The 19581-nt window shown below is 62.4% G+C and carries 13 protein-coding genes and 1 pseudogene; 8 read left to right on the top strand and 6 right to left on the bottom strand.

Annotated features, from left to right (window positions below):
- Nucleotides 1-43: 43 nt before the first annotated feature.
- Nucleotides 44-1414: a discoidin domain-containing protein gene (locus J3R75_RS11155; protein WP_307261603.1), complete on the top strand. Its 1371-nt coding sequence runs from the start codon at nt 44-46 to the stop codon at nt 1412-1414.
- Between the two features lie 26 nt (nt 1415-1440).
- Entirely contained in the window at nt 1441-4596 is a 3156-nt protein-coding gene (locus J3R75_RS11150; RefSeq protein ID WP_307261602.1) for a beta-galactosidase, read from the top strand.
- A 23-nt stretch (nt 4597-4619) separates the two neighbouring features.
- Here the strand turns inward: J3R75_RS11150 and J3R75_RS11145 are convergent, their stop codons facing one another.
- Nucleotides 4620-4805 (bottom strand): hypothetical protein, encoded by a 186-nt coding sequence (locus tag J3R75_RS11145; RefSeq protein WP_307261601.1) that lies wholly within the window; start codon nt 4803-4805, stop codon nt 4620-4622.
- 96 nt (nt 4806-4901) lie between these two features.
- Nucleotides 4902-5081, bottom strand: coding sequence for a hypothetical protein (locus tag J3R75_RS11140; RefSeq protein ID WP_307261600.1), 180 nt, complete (start codon nt 5079-5081; stop codon nt 4902-4904).
- 374 nt (nt 5082-5455) lie between these two features.
- Between J3R75_RS11140 and J3R75_RS11135 the strand changes: the two genes are divergently transcribed.
- Nucleotides 5456-6622 (top strand): PTS sugar transporter subunit IIA, encoded by a 1167-nt coding sequence (locus J3R75_RS11135; RefSeq protein WP_307261599.1) that lies wholly within the window; start codon nt 5456-5458, stop codon nt 6620-6622.
- A gap of 167 nt (nt 6623-6789) precedes the next feature.
- On the opposite strand, the gene ppdK is transcribed toward J3R75_RS11135, so the two are convergent.
- The 4 genes from ppdK to dapA all read right to left on the bottom strand — a co-directional run bounded on the left by ppdK (nt 6790) and on the right by dapA (nt 12558).
- Nucleotides 6790-9606, bottom strand: coding sequence for a pyruvate, phosphate dikinase (gene ppdK, locus J3R75_RS11130; protein ID WP_307261598.1), 2817 nt, complete (start codon nt 9604-9606; stop codon nt 6790-6792).
- Nucleotides 9607-9957: 351 nt separating this feature from the next.
- On the bottom strand, nt 9958-10884 hold the full coding sequence (locus J3R75_RS11125) for a DMT family transporter (RefSeq protein WP_307261597.1): 927 nt from the start codon (nt 10882-10884) through the stop codon (nt 9958-9960).
- Nucleotides 10885-10911: 27 nt separating this feature from the next.
- The gene (locus tag J3R75_RS11120; RefSeq protein ID WP_307261596.1) at nt 10912-11646 is read right to left on the bottom strand and encodes a hypothetical protein; all 735 of its coding nucleotides are present in this window, start codon (nt 11644-11646) and stop codon (nt 10912-10914) included.
- A gap of 42 nt (nt 11647-11688) precedes the next feature.
- Nucleotides 11689-12558: a 4-hydroxy-tetrahydrodipicolinate synthase gene (gene dapA / locus J3R75_RS11115; RefSeq protein ID WP_307261595.1), complete on the bottom strand. Its 870-nt coding sequence runs from the start codon at nt 12556-12558 to the stop codon at nt 11689-11691.
- Nucleotides 12559-13430: 872 nt separating this feature from the next.
- Here dapA and J3R75_RS11110 point away from each other — a divergent pair.
- From J3R75_RS11110 to J3R75_RS19865, 5 genes and pseudogenes are all read left to right on the top strand, one after another.
- Nucleotides 13431-15203, top strand: a complete 1773-nt coding sequence (locus J3R75_RS11110) for an alanine--tRNA ligase (RefSeq protein WP_370882395.1) — start codon at nt 13431-13433, stop codon at nt 15201-15203.
- Between the two features lie 145 nt (nt 15204-15348).
- Nucleotides 15349-16206 (top strand): SDR family oxidoreductase, encoded by an 858-nt coding sequence (locus tag J3R75_RS11105; protein ID WP_307261593.1) that lies wholly within the window; start codon nt 15349-15351, stop codon nt 16204-16206.
- Between the two features lie 59 nt (nt 16207-16265).
- Nucleotides 16266-17555: a diphosphate--fructose-6-phosphate 1-phosphotransferase gene (locus tag J3R75_RS11100; RefSeq protein ID WP_307261592.1), complete on the top strand. Its 1290-nt coding sequence runs from the start codon at nt 16266-16268 to the stop codon at nt 17553-17555.
- A gap of 94 nt (nt 17556-17649) precedes the next feature.
- On the top strand, nt 17650-18708 hold the full coding sequence (locus J3R75_RS11095) for an ABC transporter ATP-binding protein (protein ID WP_307261591.1): 1059 nt from the start codon (nt 17650-17652) through the stop codon (nt 18706-18708).
- 184 nt (nt 18709-18892) lie between these two features.
- Nucleotides 18893-18997, top strand: a pseudogene (locus J3R75_RS19865) (glycosyl hydrolase family 28-related protein); the annotation flags it as partial.
- Between the last annotated feature and the right edge of the window lie 584 nt (nt 18998-19581).

Raw genomic sequence — 19581 nt, 5'->3', positions numbered from 1 at the left:
AAGCCCTTCACGCCGCCAGCACCGAAAGATGACATCAGCCACCATGAAAACGACACTTATCACCGCCCTGCTCGTCGCCATGTTCGCCGTCCATGCCGCCAAACCAACAGTCAGCCTCGACGCCGCGCCCTTCACTACGCACAGCCTGCAGCAGGTTCTGCAAACCACCCGCGACCTCGGCCTCTCTGCCATGGTCGCCCACGACCAGCTCCGCGTCAGTCCGGATGATCAAGCCGCGCTCCTCACTCCGGCGCTGGACAGCGCCCAACGCCAGGCCGTCAAAGCCGCCCTCAAGACCGCCGGCGTAACCATTGCTGCCGGGCAATTCCCCGCGCCCGCCGACGCGCAAGGCTGGGCGGACCTCGCCCAATTCGCCGGCGATCTCGGCATACTCCGCATCATCAGCACGCCCACTGCCACCGCTATCGCTACCGCCGCAGCGGCCTGCGCCGCCCGTAAAATCACTCTGGTCCTGCCCTGTACGACCCTGCCGGCCGCCGCAACCGGCCTCGACCCGCTAGCTGCCGCTGTCGCCGCCCTGCCCACCGGCGTGGGCATTTGCCTGGACCTCGTCGCCTGCCGCCAGGCCGGACTGGACCCGGCTATCGTACTTGCCACGCTGGGCCGCCGCGTCGTCGTCATCCGCCTTAATGACGCCGACCTCGCCAGCGGCAAAGGCCTGCCATTGGCCAGCACCGACGACAGCAGCGTCCAACGACTCTTCCAGATCATGCGCCTGCAGAACTGGTCCGGCCTGCTCAGCATCACCCACGACCAGCCGGACTATAGCGCCATCCGCCAGTCCGTGCTCTTCGCCAATCTCTGCCTGAAAACCCCCGCAGACAAAATCGCCGCCCTGCGCGCGCCGATCATGACCACGAACATCGCTGACACCTGGGCACGGCTGGACACCCAAACACCCGGCCACTGGCCCAAACCCAAGCTCGTCGACACGTCCATGTACCGCAATGCCATCACCGGCGACAATGCCGTCGCCATGGCGTCATCACCCGGCTTCAATGATCGCGAGAGCGTCGCCAAGGCCTTCGATCAGGACGCCAAAACCAAGTACTGCACGCCCTCCCCCACGCCGTGGCTGCAACTGCAATTTACCCAGGCCCCGCCGGCGCCCGTCGCCGCCTACGCCATCACCAGCGCCAATGACTCGCCCAGCCGCGATCCCCGCCAATGGCAGCTGCTCGCCTCAAGCGACGGCGAGGAGTGGACCACCATCGACAGCCAAAAGGACGTCGCCTGGTTCGGCCGCCACGAAAAAGCCCTGTTCGTGCTCAAAAAGCCCGCCGCCGGACCCTTCTTCCGCCTCCTGATCGAAGCCAATTCCGGCGACAAGAGCTTCCAGATCGCCGAACTCGAATTGTTCATCCCGGCCGCCGCCACCACCGCCACGCCGTAAACACACCGTGCAGAGGAGAAGTCGTCATGACCGCAAGTCATCGCGTTTCAATGTCCAATGCCCATTTCAGCCTGCACCTGTCCTGCCGTTGCGGCCTGGCCGCATTGTGCCTGCTGGCCGGCGCAACCGCCAGCGTGTCGCCGTCCTGGGCCCAGAACGGCGCCGGCGGCGCCGGATCCATCCGCCACACGGCGTTGTTTGACGGCACGGGCCCGGCCGGCCGCTGGCGCACAAACCGCGACGCACCGCGCCTCACTCGCGAATTCAGCCAGGCCGAACACAGTCTTGGCGACAACTCGCTCACCTGGCAGTTCACACCCCGCGAGCAGACCAAATTCAACGATCTCTTCTACTACCAGCCCATCAATGGCCCCTTCAGCGTCTTGCGTTTCCGCCTGCGCAATCACGGCCAGCCCTTTGCCATCGCCGCTAAGTTTTCCGACGGCATGGGCGTGGAATGGACTGTACCCGCACAGGACCTGCCAACCATCAGCGCCGTCGAACGCGAAGCCGGCGCTTGGCAAGACATCGCCTTCCCCTGGCACCAATGGCAAGTCGCGTCCTGGACCAGCGCCAAGGCCGAAGCCATCACCTTCCCGGCTCAATTTGTCTGCGTCATCGCCTACAGCATTGAAGGCGGCAAGGACTACCAGCTCGAAATCGGCGAAATTGCCCTGGAAGATTTCAACGTGGCCGTCAGCAGCGTCGGCACCCACGAACTGCCGGCGCAGGGCCGCGCGGACGACAGCATCAGCACGGCCCCCTTCACCGTGCGCTTGAGCACCCCCCTGCGCAAGCCCCTGGGCTCACTCCGGCTCAGCAGCGGCAACGCCACCTTTGCCCGCGTCAATCTGGCCCTGCAGCCAAATGCCGACGACCCGCTGTCCTACCTGGTCAGCATGCCCGAAGCCATGGTCATCCCCAAATACATCCGCAGCAACACCTACGATCTAACTGTCTTCATTGAAGGCGATGCCGGCGACGATCAGCGCGCCTTCGCCAGTCACAACCTGCAGCGCATCGCCATCCAGCAGCGCCCCGGCAAAGCCCAGCGCAGCCGCGCGCATGTTGCCCCTCACAACGGCGTGCCAACCCTTTTCATCAACGACCAGCCCCACAACGGCATGGCCTGCGCCGCATACCGGCCCGAACCGGAAAAATTCGCCGCCTTCACCAGTGCCGGCGTGGACCTCTTTACCATCTGCGGCACCCCCACCGACAGCGGCTACAATCTGTCCAAACTGTCCTGGCTCGGCGAAGACGTCTACGACTTCAGCCAGCTTGATCAGCGCGTGCAGATGGTCCTCGACGCCAATCCCGACGCCCATATCTTCCCCCGCCTCTACCTCCACGCACCCGCTTGGTGGAGCGAGAAACACCCCGACGAACTGGTGGTCTACGAGAAACCCGACGGCACCCGCGAACCGCTTATCCACCGCGGCGAAAAGCCCACGCCAAGCTGGTCGTCACGCATCTGGCGGGAAGACACGGTGAAAGGCCTCGCCAAGCTCATCGAGTACATCGAGTCATCACCTTACGCCGACAATTTCATCGGCTACCACCTCGCCTCCGGCACCACCGAGGAATGGATGATGTGGGGCGCCAACGAAAATCAGTGGGTCGATTACTCACCCGCCAATCTCGCCTATTTCCGCCAATGGCTGACCAACAAATACGGCAGCGACCAAGCCCTGCAAAAGGCCTGGGACAACCCGGCCGTCACCCTCACCAACGCCGATCTGCCCACCTACGCCCAACGCAACACGACCGCGATTGGTTCCTTCCGCGACCCGCGCCAGGAACAGCAGGTCGTCGATTTCTACACCTATAACTCCTGGCTCGTGGCCGATACCCTCAGCTACTTCGCCAGCGCCGTCAAGAAGATCACCCGCAACCAGAAGACCGTCGGCGTCTTCTACGGCTATCTCCTCCAGCTCTGCGGCGAGCAACGCCAGCAGAACGCCGGCCATCTCGGCCTGGAAAAAGTCCTCAACGACCCCAATATCGATTTCGTCTGCAGCCCGACCAGCTACGCCTTCCGCCAGCATGGCGGCCTGGGCACCTGCCATTTCATGTCACTGGTCGACAGCGTAAAACTCCACGGCAAACTCTGGTTCAATGAAAACGATGTGCGCACCTCCCTCTCACCCGGCAAACCCGGCACCTGGGGCCGCGCCAATGATGTACCCGGCGACATCATCCAGCAGGACAAGGAACTCGCCTGCGTCATCGGCAACGGCGTCGCCCAGTGGTGGTTCGATGTCGGCGCCAATCGCTATGACCACCCGGACCTCCTCGCGGCCCTGCACCGCCAGGGCGGCGTTGCCCGCGATGTCCAGCGCCTGGACCGCAGCCCCGCCGAGCAAGTCGCGCTGGTCGTCGACCCCGACAGTCTCTGCTACCTGAAAGTGGCCGATCCCCTCGGCGCCGAACAGCTCATCCGGCGCCTGCCGACGCTCCATCGCGGCGGCCGCCCCGTGGCGCATTTCCTGGCCAGCGACCTCGCCGCCCTGCAAAGGCAGCGCCTGCTGATCATGGCCTGCAGTTTCGCACCCTCCGCCAAACAACGCGCCGACCTGGATCAACTCAAGAGCGACGGCCGCGTCATCGTCTTCCTCAACGGCGCTGGCCTCTACAGCGACGGCGTCTTCAACCCCGAACGCATGCAGGACTTCACCGGTATCCGCATCCGCAGACACGAACAGCCCGCCAAGGGCGCCGTCACGTTCCGTAGCGCCCAAGGCCTCACGGACGGCCTCGCCGGCCAGTCCTTCGGCGCCGAATCCTACGTCCAGAATCCCGCGCTGCTCCCCGACGATCCCGACGCCGTCGTCCTGGCCACTTACGCCGACGGCCGCCCCGCCGTAGTCAGCAAACGCTTCCCGACCTGGACCGCCGTCTATTGCGCCCAGCCACAGCTCCCAGCCGCCTTCTGGCGCACACTCGGCGATCTGGCCGGCGCTCACAGCTACATCGCCAGCGAGGACGTCGTCTGGGCCAGCAAGAACCTCGTCGCTATCACCGTCCACGACGCCGGCGAACGCAGCATCGCCCTGCCAACCCCCGGCCGCGTCCGCGAACTCTACAGCAACACCGTCGTCAGCGATAAACCCGTCAGCCGCTTCACCTGGCCCTTCACCCAGGACAGCAGCTGCATCTTCGCTGTCACCCCCGAACCGTAAAGCCAACGCCCGCAGCATCAGAGTTACAGCGGACTCCAGCCGCTGCTACTCTGGCTGCCGCAAAGGTCGGCGGCAATCAAGGTCGAATGGCTGGGCGGCGACTGGCCGTGAGTTTCCTGCAAATTATCCCCGGTGTTTTCCCCACCGGGATGGTTACTGACCGATGACGTCTCGCGGCCGTGGAGTGGGCGTCTCGCCCACTCCGACAAGACGGCTCATTAAACCGTCCTCGTCATCCACGCCGACCGTACCCGGCCCGTCTCCCCCGCCGCACGAGCCGTGCGCACAGCGGCTGGAAGCCGCTGCTACTCTGGGCCCGCTATGACTCCGCTGCCGCAAAGGTCGGCGGCAATCAAGGTCGAATGGCTGGGCGGCGACTGGCCGTGAGTTTCCTGCAAATTATCCCCGGTGTTTTCCCCACCGGGATGGTTACTGACCGATGACGTCTCGCGGCCGTGGAGTGGGCGTCTCGCCCACTCCGACAAGACGGCTCATTAAACCGTCCTCGTCATCCACGCCGACCGTACCCGGCCCGTCTCCCCCGCCGCACGAGCCGTGCGCACAGCGGCTGGAAGCCGCTGCTACTCTGGCGGGTCCACCTGGTCCACCAGGTCCACCGGGTCCACCGGGTCCACCGGGTCCACCGGGTCCACCGGGTCCACCGGGTCCACCGGGTCCACCGGGTCCACCGGGTCCACCACCAGCCCCCCACCGGTTTGACAACGGCGCCTTCGGCCTTACAGTCAAGGCTGACGACTGCCCCAAGGGCCGTCCGCCCCGCGCATGTTTATCCCGGCATTTCTTGCGCCGGCGTCCCTATTTCAGCCATCCTTATTCCCCCCTCAGGAGATACACCGCCATGGGCAACCTTGAAAGCCAGTCCATCTGGGCTGTCCCCACCACGAACACCAATAAAGAAGCCATAGAAAACTGCGGCAATACCCTCGCGGCGACGCGTAACGTCCCCCTCGAAACCGTCGGCGACCACAACCAAGGCATAAACGCCGTGCTGGCAAGCGCGCGACAGAAAGCCACCGAAAGAGCCCCGGGCATGATTCTCACCGACTGGCCTGACCACAAAACCGGCCAGCCCTGGCTGCAATTCGCCCTGGATCACGAGCTCAGCGGCGTGTTTCTGCGCTGGCCAAACGCCCGCGCCATCAAGCGGGTAATCATCCCCACCAGCGGCGGCAGCCAAGTCATTCGCCAGCTATGGATCGCGCATGCCATCGCCAAGCAGCACCAGTGCCCCGCGCAGGTCGTCCATATCGTCCGCAGCGACGATCAGGACGCGCCGGACAGCGCCACCACGACGCTACTCGCCCGCGGCCTGGGCATCACCACCCCGATCGTCGTCCTGCAAGCGCCAGACGTCCTCTCGGGCCTGGCCAGCACGGTGCAGCCCGACGACCTCATCGTCCTGGGCGCGCCCAATCCCTGGCGCCTAACGGAACAATTTGACAGCACTCTGCCCGCGCAGGTGGCCAAGGCCTTCAGCAACCCCCTGATGATGCTCCTCGGCCGCAAACCGACGCGCATCCGCCTCCGCGATGTCTTCTGGCCGCAGATGATCGCCTTGCAGCAACCCAGCGCCAACCGCAATCAGGTGATTGCCCAACTGGTCGAAATCCTGGTGTCCCACAACCAGGTGCCCTCATTCTGGCGCGACCGCCTCATCGAACAGGCACTGGTACGCGAAGAAATCGTCTCCACCGCCGTCGGCAGCGACACCGCCTTCCCCCATATCACCATGCCCATCCACGGCGGCCTCACCGGTTGCATGGGCATCTTCCCCGACGGCGTTGATTTCGGCGGCGAAAACGGCCACCACACCCGCTTCGTCTTCATGCTGCTCACACCGCAGGACTGCTACAACGAGTACCTCGATGTCCTCGCCAAAATCTCCCGCAAGCTCATTGACCCAGCCATCCGTCAGCAACTCCTCGCCTGCACTAGCGCCCATGATGTCCTCGCCCTGCTCGATCCCGACGACGACGCCAGCTGCATCGCCGACGACCTGGCGTAACCCGAACTGCACCTGCCGGCATAAAATGAACACGGCCCCCGCATCACCATTGAGGCGATGCGGGGGCCGTGTTTTTGCAGCGTCATGGCGCGACGCGGATGGCGCCGCCGCTTATGCGCATTGCGCACGGCTTGCAGGCAGGCCTGCACACCGCGCGGTTGCGATGGCTATTGCTTGGCGGCCTTGATGGCAGCCTGCGCGGCGGCGACGCGCGCCACAGGCACGCGGAAGGCCGAGCAGCTCACGTAGGTCAGGCCGGTCTTGTAGCAGAATTCCACGGAGGCCGGGTCACCGCCCTGCTCGCCGCAGATGCCCACCTTCAGGTCCGGACGGACCGCGCGGCCCTTCAGCGTGGCCATCTCGATGAGCGCGCCAACGCCGCTCTGGTCGATGGTCTGGAAGGGATCCGCCGCCAGAATGCGCTGATCCAAGTAGGCCGACATGAAGCTGCCGATGTCATCGCGGCTGAAGCCAAAGGTCAGCTGGGTCAGGTCGTTGGTGCCGAAGGAGAAGAACTCGGCGTCGGCGGCCATCTGATCGGCCAGCAGCGCGGCGCGCGGAATCTCAATCATCGTGCCAAGCTTGTATTTGAGCTTCTTCAGATCAAAGCGCCGCACGACTTCGGCGTAAACCCGCTCAACGATTTCCTTGGTGTGTCGCAGTTCGCGCACGTCGCAGGTAATCGGCACCATGATCTCCGGAATGACCTTCTTGCCGTCACGAATCAATTCCGCCGCGGACTCGAAAATGGCCCGGGCCTGATACTCGGTCATCTCGGGATAGGTCACGCTCAGACGCACACCGCGATGGCCCATCATCGGGTTGTTCTCCTGCAAGGCATCCACGCGCTTGCGCACTTCGTCCTCGGCAATACCCAGGGCCTTGGAGAGCTCCAGGCGGCCGAGCTGCGAATGGGGCAGGAACTCGTGCAGCGGCGGGTCCAGCAGGCGGATGGTTACCGGGAATTCATCCATGGCTTCCATCGTGCCCTTGATGTCGTTCTTCATGTAGGGGAAGAGCTCTTTGAGCACTGCAACGCGGTCAGCAACGGTAATGCAGAGAATCATCTTGCGCAGCAGGAACAGCGGCTTCGCAGAACCTTCACCATAGAACATGTGTTCCATGCGGAACAGGCCGATGCCCTCGGCACCAAAGCTGCGGGCTTTGCGCGCGTCAACCGCCGTGTCGGCGTTGGCCCGGACGCCCATCGTCCGCAACTTGTCCACAATGCTCATGAAGCGCAGGAATTCGGCGTAGTCTTCACCAGCCGTCGGCTCGACGAGGCGCAGGGCGCCCTCGTAGACCGTCCCAGCGGAGCCGTTCATGGTAATCAGCGCGCCTTCGCGCAAAGTCTTGTCGCCGACTTTCAGGGTCTTGTTCGGCGCATCGACCTGCATTTCGGAGGCACCGACGATGCAGGACTTGCCCCAGCCGCGAGCAACCAGCGCGGCGTGGCTGGTCATGCCGCCGCGGGCCGTCAGCACGCCAACGGCGTCGCGCATGCCCTCGACGTCCTCGGGATTCGTCTCTTCACGGACCAGAATGACCTTCTTGCCCATGCGCGTCGCGCGAACCACGTCAGCCGAAGTGAAAACAATCTCGCCGCAAGCCGAACCAGGGCCAGCCGGCAGGCCCTTGAGCAGCCACTGCGACTTCGCTTCCAGCTTGGGCTCGATGATCGGCAACAGAAATTCCATCACCTGGTTGGGGTTGACGCGCAACACGGCGTCGGTTTCATTGATCAGACCGTCGTCCAGCATGTCCAGCGCCATGGTCACGGCGGCTTTGCCGCCGCGCTTGCCGGTACGGCACTGCAGCATGTACAACTTGCCCTCTTCAACCGTGAATTCGATGTCCTGCATGTCCCGGTAGTGCTTTTCGAGCCGGAGGCGGATTGCGTCCAGCTCCTTGTAGGTCGCGGGCATCATATCTTCCATCGACTTCATATCGCGATTCTGGTCGGTCTTGGTCGCGTTGTTCAACGGGCTGGGCGTGCGAATGCCGGCAACGACGTCTTCGCCCTGGGCATTGAGCAGCCACTCGCCAAAGAACAGGTTCTGACCGGTCGCCGGGTTACGCGTGAAAGCCACGCCCGTCGCCGAGCTGTCGCCCATATTGCCAAAAACCATGGTCTGCACGTTCACGGCCGTGCCCCAGTTTTCCGGAATGCCCTCAATGCGGCGGTACGACACGGCCTTCTTGCCAACCCAGCTCTTGAAGACGGCGCCAATGCCACCCCACAACTGCTGCATCGGGTCGTCCGGAAACTCGGTGCCGAGCACTTCCTTGATGCGGCGTTTGAAAGCGTGGGCGAGGGTCTTGAGGTCCTCGGCAGTCAGATCGGTATCAGCCTTGCAGTCCTTGATGTACTTGTACTGGTCGAGCATTTCGTCAAGAATGCGGCGAATGCCCTTGCCGTCATAAGGCTCAATGCCCTCGGCCTTCTCCATGACCACGTCGGCGTACATCATGATCAGCCGGCGGTAGGAATCCCAGACAAAACGCTCGTTGTTGGTCTTGGCGATCAGACCGGGGATCGTGGTGGTCGACAAGCCGATGTTCAGCACAGTGTCCATCATGCCGGGCATGGACTGCCGCGCGCCGGAACGGCAACTCACCAGCAGCGGATTCTCAGCATCGCCGTACTTGCGGCCCATCAGCCGTTCAACCTCCGCCAACGCGGTCATGACCTGCTTCTTCAGCCCCTCCGGGAACTGCCCGCCCAGCGCAAAATACGCGTTGCAACACTCCGTCGTAATGGTGAAGCCCGCCGGTACCGGCAGCCCCAGACGGCTCATCTCGGCGAGATTCGCACCCTTGCCGCCAAGCGAATTCTTCATGCTGGCATCGCCTTCAGTGCCCTCGCCGCCAAAGAGGAAAACGTACTTCTCGCCAGCCGCCTTGCCCTTGTCGGCCTTCTCAGTGGCCTTCACAGTCACTTCTGTTGCTTTTCCGACCACGTCTTTTTCGCTTTTCTTTGCCATGTTGCCCTCACTGCTTCTCTCGGTTCCCTACTGTTCGTGGACGCCTGGCTGTCGGCATGACTCACCCAGGCGAATAGTATTCCTGAAAAAACTAAACGACCTCCAAGATCCCATGGGTATCCTGGAGGGCGTCTGTAAACACTGCCGTTGTCTCCGTCGCAGTTATTTTTTCTTTTTCATGGCCTGCTTGTTGCGTTCTTTTACCCGCTCTTCATAGCGTTTGCGGCGAATGCGTTTCAGGCTTTTACGATGTTGCTGACCCATAGGGACCTCCACTAAGTATAAACTATGCTGTAGATCGAACGTGGAAAAAACGCGAGTGACTGAATATAGCCCGCATCAACGGGCTGTCTAGTTGCGTAGACGGAATTTCCGTTCATCCCAGGCCCGGGCGAGAATAATCATGATCGCACCGAGGATGACGACGGCAACGGTGAAGGCCTGCCGGCCATTGATGGTCTCACCCAGCCACAGCACCGAGATGATGATCGTAAACAAGGGCGCCAGCTGTTCCCAGGCCGACGCCACAGCCACATTAACCCACTTCAGGCCGTAGAGATACAATCCGAACGCCAGACCGGACACGCATACGCCCTTGCCGATCAGCAACAGCCACTCCGCCGGCTGAATCGCCGCGTAGGCGTCCACCCCGTTGATGCACAGTGACAGGATCAGCATGATCATCCCGGATGACAGCAGCCGCAAGCCGCTCAGTGAACGCGGCTTGAGCTCCCGCAGGAGGATCTTGCCGCCGATGGTCCCGAAGGTCCACAGAATGGCCGAGCAAAACGCGAAGACCCAGCCCCAAAGGCGATTGTCGCCCGCCGCAGCCGCATCTGCCCAGGAAAAATAGACGCCTTGGCCGTAGGCGCCAAGCACCAACAGCATGCCCAAGGCCGTCCAACGGCTGATCGACTCGCCCAAAAATACCCACGCGGCAAAAATGGCAAAAGCCAGCTGCGAACGCAAGGCCAGCCCCACCAATCCCGGGTGCAAATATTTGATCGCGTTGACGTAGCAGAAATCTGCCAGAGCCGTGCTGAATAGCACGTAACAGATAAACAGCAAGAGCAGCTTCGGCCGCCGCCGCAGTACCGCCGCGCCGCGCCAAGCCGGCACGACGAAGATCAGCCCCCCGCAGAGACAACCGATGGCCAGCATGACCAAGCGTGGAAAATCCGCCCCCAGATAGCGCACAATCACCGGATCGCAGGACCACAGCAGCCACGCGCCCACCACCGCGGCATTAGCGCCACGTCCAACCCCGTTCTCGGACACGCCCCACCTTCTTTCAACAACGCGCATTTAGAGGGCGACGCCCAGCAACCCGAGCAACAACATGCTCACTTCACCGAGATAATAGTAGGCTGACAATGCCTCGCGCTCGCTACGGAACGAGCCTTTGGGCCAGTAACTGGCAATCGCCTGTGGCAGCAGCCAGGCTAACACCAGGCCAAACAAGCCCAGCACGAACATCCCCGGCTGACCAGGCAACAGCCGACTGCCAAATCCGCAGACCAACACCACAATTGCCGCCGCCGCCACCCAATGCGACGGTAGCGCGGAGCCCTCGCGTTTCAGGTTCTCTCCCCACTGAATCTCCAAGGCAATCACCGTCGCCAAGCACAACGCCGGCAACAGCCACAGCCAGAAACCGCGGTAAATCAGCAGAAAATAACACAACGGCTGGAAGAATATCACCACGCTGCGCAGCGCGTCGGCGTAGTTCTCATGGACCGCCACCTCACGGCCACGGGCATCGCGCACTCGCCCAAGAGCCAGCAGCGAACCATTGCTCTCGCGGTCGCCAGGCAGATAAATCCGCAGCACCCAAGCCGCCGCCGCGCCGCAGAATGCAGACACCAGCCGATCGCCGACGAACCAGCTGATCAGCCCGGCACCGGCGGCAATCACCAGCGCCATCGCGCTGCGTGCCAGCACAATCTGCTCAGCCCGCGGCGGCGTCGCCCGCAGGGTAAAGCCACTGCGGCCGAAATCAAACCGGGTCACCCAGGCCAGTGCCTCTAGAAATGCCGTCATGCCGTCATCTCCTCGCGCTTACGGTTGTTGTGAAGCAGTCAATTAGTGCCCGCCGAGCTTGGCGATCGTGGCCCGCAGCCGCTGGCGGTTCGCCGGCGCCATCTCGCAGAGCGGCAGGCGGTACTCTTCGGCAATCAGTCCCATGTCGGCCATCGCGGCCTTGACCGGAATCGGATTACTTTCAATAAACAGGTCCGTAAACAGCGAGTACAAACGACGATGGACCGCCAGCGCGCCGGCAAAGTCGCCAGCCAAGGCCAGCTTGGTCAATTCGACGATGTCGGCCGGAAAGATATTCGATGCCACGCTGATGACCCCGCTGGCGCCGACCGCCATCATCGGCAATGTCAGGCTGTCATCGCCACTGAGCACGGTAATGTCACAGACATTGCAAATCTGGCTGACACGATCAACGCTGCCGCCAGCCTCTTTCACAGCGGCCATGAGGGGATGAGACGCCAAGCGCGCAATGGTCTCAACCGGTATCTCGCGGCCGGAACGCCCCGGGACATTGTACAGCACCGCCGGAATGCCCGACGCCTCCGCAACCGCGCTAAAATGCCGATACAGCCCCTCGGGTGTCGGCTTGTTGTAGTAGGGCGTGACCTGCAAGGTCGCCGTGACGCCGATCGAGGCCGCAAACTTGCTTAACTCAATCGCCTCCGACGTGGAATTGCCGCCGGTGCCGGCAATGATCTGACAACGGCCTGCCGCTTCCCGAGTCACGAACTCAATGACTTCGTTGTGCTCTTTGACGCTCAAAGTCGGGGACTCGCCCGTGGTGCCCACCGGCACCAAGCCGGTCACTCCCGCCGCCAGCTGCCGGCACACCAGCTCGCCGAGGGCCTTGTAATCTACCCGACCATCACGAAAGGGTGTTACGATGGCAGTATAACATCCTGATAATTCCATATCTGCATTCTCCTTGACTTGTCTCCGCAAAAATGGTCTTCCGTCTCGCTTTTGCATCAGCCTTGCGTTGCGCACAATACGGTGAGGGAAACTATAGCCCATCAAGACCATGTCGAAAAGCAAGGGCGGTCCCTCCCAAACAAAAAAAGCCCCGGCGGACTGTGGGGGAGAGAGGGAGGGGGGGAAGGAGTATGTCCGCCGGGGCTAAGTTTTTTTATCTCATCATCGTCTCAACATCCTTTATGACCGCCCCAAAACACCGGAGTTCCGACAAATAAACCCTTTTTTCGCTTTTTGTGGTCTTTTTTTCGTCGACCGATCAGACCGATCAGACCGATCAGACCGATCAGACTGATCAGCAATCGGATCCGTCCGATCCGTCCGATCCGTCCGATCCGTCCGCGACAAAAGACAGAAGATCAGACCGATCCGTCCGATGCTCTTAACTAAACGATTTCCCTGGCGCCAGCTGTTTCAACCAAAACAGCCTCTTGTCATCGCGGCATTTCATCGCCGCGAAGCGGCAGAAGCGCTGAAAGCGCGAAGCATACCAGCCCAGGGCAAGCACGCTAAAAGCGTGCGCCGCCCTGGGTAAAGCGTCTACTAAGGCCGTGTTCCTCGGCCTCTTTGGCCCCAGTCGGCGCAGCTGACTGGGGCCAAAGAGGCAATGGAACTCACTTGCTTACCCGGGGTTGACGTCGGCGGCATGCCTGGCATCCAATATCAATGGCTGACCGATTACCGATTCTTTCTCCCATCCCGTATTCCGGCATTCCGGCCAAGACGAATTGTCGAGGATGGTGTAGATTATTGCTTTTTAGTTTTTCCCCGTCAGGTACAGTCACGCGAGGCCCATTGCAATGATCAAGAAGATGAAAGCTGCGGAGTTACGTCGGAAATACATTGAATTTTTCAAACGGCATGGCCATGCCGAGATCAAGAGCGCACCGCTGGTTCCGGAGAATGACCCGACCTGCCTGTTCACCACCGCCGGCATGCATCCGCTGGTGCCCTATCTCCTCGGCGAGAAACACCCCGCCGGCAAGCGCCTGGTGGACGTCCAAAAATGCCTGCGCACCGGCGATATCGACGAAGTCGGCGATCCCTTCCACCTGACTTTCTTTGAAATGCTGGGCAACTGGTCCCTCGGCGACTATTTCAAGGAAGAAGCCATCGCCATGAGCTTCGAGTTCCTCACCAAGGAACTGGGTTTTGCCCCCGAAAACATCAAAGTGACCTGCTTTGCCGGCGATGAAAATGCCCCCCGCGACAACGAGGCCGCCGGCATCTGGATCAAGCTGGGCATTCCCGAACAGAACATCAGCTACCTCGGCAAAGACGACAACTGGTGGGGCCCCGCCGGCCAGACCGGGCCCTGCGGTCCCGACACCGAGATGTTCGTGCCCCTTGATCGCCCTGACTGCGGCCCCGCCTGCGGCCCCGCCTGCGGCTGCGGCAAGTGGGTCGAAATCTGGAACGATGTCTTCATGCAGTACAACAAGACCATCGACGGCAAGTACGTCCCGCTGGAAAAACCCAACGTCGATACCGGCATGGGCGTCGAACGCGTCACGGCCTTCATGCAGGGCGTCCGCAGCGCCTACGAAACCGAGCTGTTCAGCGGCATCTTCGCCAAAATCGCCGATCTAGCCAATAACCCCGAGGCCAACTACAACAACCGCCGCGCCCGCGTCGTCGCCGAGCATCTCCGCGCCTCGACCTTCCTGATCGCCGACGGCGTCAAGCCCGGCAATGTCGACCAGGGCTATGTGCTGCGCCGGCTCATCCGCCGCGCCGTCCGCGAAGCCCGCCAGCTGGGCATCAACGACATGTTCTGCAGCAAGATCGCCGACGTCGTCATCAGCGAATACAGCGACGCCTACCCCGAACTCGCCCAACACGCCGACGCCATCCGCGATGAACTCAACCGCGAGGAAGAACAGTTCGCCAAAACCCTCGAAAACGGCACCCGCGAATTCAACAAGCTCATTGAAAAATTCCCCCCGCAGCTCGAAAACAAGGTCATCAGCGGCCGCAAGGCCTTCAATCTCTACGAGACCTACGGCTTCCCCCTGGAACTGACTCGCGACATGGCCAAGGAAATGGGCTTCACCGTCGACGAAAAGGGCTTCGAGGAAGCCTACGCCAAACACCAGGAGCAGTCCCGCGCCGGCGCCATGCAGAAATTCAAAGGCGGCCTGGCTGACTCGTCAGACAAAACCGCCGCCCTCCACACCGCCACCCACCTGCTGCACAAGGCCCTGCGCCTGACCCTCAACAACAGCGTCGCCCAGGCCGGCTCCAATATCACCGCCGAACGCCTCCGCTTCGACTTCACCTACGAAGACAAGATGACCCCCGAACAAATCAAGCAGGTGGAGGACATCGTCAATGAGCAAATCAAGCGCGACTTGACGGTGACCTGCGAGGAAGTGTCCCTGGAAGTCGCCAAGGAACGCGGCGCCATCGGCCTCTTCGAAGCCAAATACGGCGAAGTCGTCAAACTCTACACCGTCGGCGATTTCTCCATGGAAATCTGCGGCGGCCCCCACGCGCCCCGCACAGGCGCCATGGGCCATTTCAAAATCCTCAAGGAAGAAAGCTCCAGCCGCGGCGTCCGTCGCATCAAGGCCGTCCTGGAATAAGCCGGCGACGGCGCTCCCAGGATTCCCGTACTCCCATCACTAGTTCACGAACAGACAGGATAAATGCCGCCGGGACGGCGGCGCTCCCAGGATTCCCTTCCCCTCATCATAGTTCACCAGCAGTCCCCCAACAAGGAGCACCATCATGGCAGTACCTTTCAAGATCGACCTCAGTAGCAAAGTCGCCGTCGTCACCGGCGGTGGCGGCATCCTCTGCAGCATCATGGCCGAGGCCCTCGCTGAGTGCGGCGCCAAAGTCGCCATCCTCGACCTCCGCAAAGAAGCGGCTGACAAGGTCGCCGACGCCATCAAGGCCGCCGGCGGCACCGCCATGGGCGTGGCCTGCAACGTCCTCGACCGCCCGAGCATCGAAGCGGCCGAAGCCGCCGTCCGCAGCGCCTTCGGGCCCTGCGATATCCTTATCAACGGCGCCGGCGGCAACAACCCCAAAGGCACCACCTCCAACGAGCAGATGAGCGAAGCCGATCTCACCAACAGCAATCCCGACATCAAAACTTTCTTCGATCTCGACCCCAAGGGCATCGAATTCGTCTTCAACCTCAATTTCCTCGGCACGCTGCTCCCCACGCAGGTCTTCAGCCACAGCATGGCCAAGAACAAGAATGGCGTCATCATCAACATCTCGTCGATGAACGCCTTCAAGCCCCTGACCAAGATTCCGGCCTACAGCGCCGCCAAGGCCGCCGTGAGCAATTTCACCCAGTGGCTGGCCGTGCACATGGCCCCCATGGGCATCCGCGTCAACGCCATCGCCCCGGGATTCTTCCTCACCGACCAGAACCGCGCCCTGCTCACCACGCCGGACGGCGGCCTCACCCCCCGCTCCCATAAAATCCTCACCCACACGCCGATGGCGAAATTCGGCGAGCCCGCCGACCTCCTCGGCGCCCTCCTTTGGCTCACGAGCGACAAGGCCGCCGGCTTTGTCACCGGCACAGTCATTCCCATCGACGGCGGCTTCAGCGCCTACTCCGGCGTCTAAGCCGAGCCGGCCCGTCGCCATCACCGACCATCAACCACAGCAGCACGGATACATACGCTATGGCCAAGAAAAACCTCCTTATCGCCCAGTCAGGCGGGCCCTCGCCTGTCATTAACAGCTCCCTCCGGGGCGTCGTCGAAGCCGCCAAGTGCTTCCCGGACCAGATCGGCACCGTCTTCGCCGGCTGGCACGGCATCGAAGGCGTCCTCAAAGAAGAGCTGCTGAACCTCAGCGCCCAAGACGAGCAGGAAATCGCCCTCCTCCGCAATACCCCCGCCGCCGGCGCCATCGGCACCTGCCGCTACAAGGTCAAAAAGAACCAGACCGAGGACTTCGACCGCATCGTCGCAATCCTCAAGGCCCACAACATCGGCTATTTCCTCTACAACGGCGGCAATGACTCCATGGACACCGCCCACAAGGTCGCCAGCCTCGCCCAGGAACGCGGCCTCGATGTCCTCGGCATCGGCGTGCCCAAGACCATCGACAACGATGTCGGCGACAGCGAATTCAAAATCATCGACCACACGCCCGGCTACGGCTCCGTCGCCCGCTACTGGACGATGATTACCCAGAATGCCGAAGAGGAAAACCGCGGCTCCTACCCCGCCGACCCCGTGCTGGTCCTCCAAGCCATGGGGCGCAAAATCGGCTACATCCCCGCCGCCGCCCGCCTGGCCGACCCCAAGCGCGAAATGCCCCTGCTCATCTTCCTCGCCGAAGCCAAACTCAGCGTCGCCGATATGGCAGAACGCGTCAACGCCATGGTGAAAGCCCGCGGCCGCGCCGTCGTCGTCATCAGCGAGGGCTGCGACGTCGGTGACCTCGGCGTCGTCACGGACAGCTTCGGCCACGCACAGTTCGGCGCCAGCGCCATGACGGCTCAGCAGGCCCTGGTGAACTACCTGAACCAACACGGCCTGCCCGCCAAAGGCAGCGCCCGCGGCCAGACCTACGGTACCGACCAGCGCGACACCGCCATCTACGCCTCCACCGTCGATCTCGACGAGGCCTACCGTGTCGGCCAAAAGGCCGTCCTCCTCGCCGTCGCCGGCACCGGCGGCTACATGTCGACCATCCTGCGCGAGCCAGGCATGATCTACAATGTGCGCTACGACAAGGTGCCCCTGGCCGACGTCGCCAACTCCGAACGCACCTTCCCACAGGCATGGATCAGCAAGGACGGCAGTGACGTCAGCGACGACTTCGTACGCTACGCCATGCCGCTCATCGGCGAGGACTGGCCGTCCGTACCCGTCATCAACGGCCGCCAACGCTTCGCCATCCTCAAACCGGTCTTCGCTGACAAGAAGCTGCCGGCCTACGTCCCCCAGGCCGACCGCAAATAACGGCCAGCCGGAATCTGCATCTCCGCCCCGCCATGGCCGACAACATTATCCGACCATGACGGGGCGTCTTTTTCGCCAAAGCCCCCTGCACCTCATGCCGACTATGCCAGAACCCCTCCTCGCCATCAAAGACCTCCGCGTGTGGTTCCCCATCCGCAAGGGCGTGCTCAACCGCGTCGCCGGCCACGTCCGCGCCGTCGATGGCGTGTCACTGGCCATGGCCAAAGGCGAGACCCTCGGCCTCGTCGGTGAATCCGGCTGCGGTAAAACCACCCTGGGACGCGCTATCCTCGGGCTGGAACACGCCCGCAGCGGCAGCATCCGCTTCGCCGGCCAGGAACTCAACGGCATGGCCGAAAAAGAACACCGTTTGCTCCGTCGCCGCTGCCAAATGATCTTCCAGGACCCATATTCGTCCCTCAATCCCCGCATGACCGCCATGGACCTCATCACCGAAGGTCTGGCATACCACGGGCTCCTCGCCGGCCGCAGCCGCGAAGAAGCCGCCGCCGAACTCATGCACGAAGTCGGCCTCGACCGCGATGGCATCTTCCGCTACCCACACGAATTTTCCGGCGGCCAGCGCCAGCGCCTGAGCATCGCCCGGGCGCTGTCCCTGCAGCCGGATTTCATCGTCTGCGACGAACCCGTCAGCGCGCTCGATGTGTCCGTGCAGGCGCAGGTCATCAATCTGCTGCTGGACCTGCGCGCTAAACACCAGCTCAGCTACCTCTTCATCTCCCACGACCTCAGCGTCGTGCGCTTGATCGCCCAGCGCGTCGCCGTCATGTACCTCGGCCACATCATCGAATGCGGCTCCTGCGCCGACATCCTCGACGCGCCCCTGCACCCCTACACCCAGGCGCTGATCTCCGCCGTGCCCACGCCCGGCAAAGACCGACGCCAACGCACCGTCCTCACCGGCGAAATGCCCTCGCCGGCCGCACCGCCGCCCGGCTGCCCATTCCACCCGCGCTGCCCGCAGGCCATGCCCATCTGCCGCACAACCATGCCGGCCGAGAGCAGCATCGGCGACCACAGTGTCCGCTGCCATCTGATCACCGACAACAAAAACACCGCCAACACCAGCACTGACGGCAAAGCCAACGGCCCCGGCTACGATGCCACCCCCGTTCAGCAGGAAAAGACGTAAACGCCCCGCACAGCTGCGGCAGTGGCGCACAATTCAGCGCCAAGCCAGCCGAAAAGGAAGCATACCGATCATGGACTACTCGTCACTTCTCGCCATCGCCGCCATTGGCATTGCCGGTGCAGCGCTTTTCACCGCCCAACAGCACAAACGCCCGGCTCATAGCTGCTGCCACGGCCTGAACGTCATGGACTTCGGCGCCAAGGGCGACGGCGTCACCGACGACACCGCCGCCATCCAAGCGGCCATCAATGCCGCCTGCAAGCGCCGTGGCGGCACCGTCTTCTTCCCCTACACCGAGAATGGCTACCGCGTCGCCGCCGCTGCGCACGATACCATTGACGGCAAGCCCTGCCGTGGCCAACTGTACATCCCCGCCGGCCCTTTCAACATCCAGCTCAAAGGCGAGCATCCCTGCAAACTCCTCTATTCCTACCAGGTTCGCCCCAAAAATACCTCGACCGTTTTTAAGCCAACGGTGTTCGGCACCATGACCCAAAACAACACCATGATCTTCTCCGACTGGCTGCCGCCAGAAGAACACGACCCCAACGCCCGCCCATGGTCTATCCTTAGCACCATCGAGGGCACGTCCTGCGCCGGCAAATTCAGCGTCAATCAAGTCTCCATCGCCAATCTCGAATTCCGCGTCAAGCTCGACAAGGAGCTCATGTACCCCCGGCAGAGCGCCGTCAATCTGCAAAATGCCGCCCGCATGAATATCCAGGACTCGCAGTTCTGCCTGGATGACAACGTCGGCGACACCGAACTGGGCAAAGCCCTCCAGCCCAACCCAAACCACACCGTCGGCCTGATGGGCCCCGGTGACCAGAACGACAACGTGGTCATCCGCAACGCCGCCGTCCAGGGCTTCCG

Origin of the sequence: Oligosphaera ethanolica, from assembly GCF_030814695.1 — a bacterium.
Classification (GTDB): domain Bacteria; phylum Verrucomicrobiota; class Lentisphaeria; order Oligosphaerales; family Oligosphaeraceae; genus Oligosphaera; species Oligosphaera ethanolica.
The sequence above is the reverse complement of the archived record's forward strand: the minus strand, read 5'-3'. Positions and strand labels throughout refer to the sequence as shown.